Raw genomic sequence first — 322 nt, 5'->3', positions numbered from 1 at the left:
GGATCTCGCCGCGCGCGTCCACGTCGATCTTCTGCGACAGGTCACCGCGCGCCACCGCCGTGGCGACCTGCGCGATGTTGCGGACCTGAGCGGTGAGGTTCCCCGCCATGCCGTTCACCGAGTCGGTGAGGTCGCGCCAGACCCCGGCCACACCGGGCACCTGTGCCTGACCGCCGAGGCGGCCGTCGGTGCCCACCTCGCGGGCCACCCGGGTCACCTGGTCGGCGAAGGCGGAGAGCTGGTCGACCATCGTGTTGATGGTGTTCTTCAGCTCCAGGATCTCGCCGCGCGCGTCCACGTCGATCTTCTGCGACAGGTCACC

1 protein-coding gene is annotated in these 322 nt (G+C 70.2%); it reads right to left on the bottom strand.

The window, feature by feature from the left end; genetic code table 11:
- Positions 1–322: HAMP domain-containing protein (locus tag V9U70_RS00200; protein WP_336672329.1), on the bottom strand; the 322-nt coding region annotated here is incomplete at both ends.

Source organism: Streptomyces pratensis (assembly GCF_037137275.1).
In the GTDB taxonomy this organism is placed as follows: domain Bacteria; phylum Actinomycetota; class Actinomycetes; order Streptomycetales; family Streptomycetaceae; genus Streptomyces; species Streptomyces pratensis_B.
This window is presented reverse-complemented; position numbering and strand designations above follow the sequence as displayed.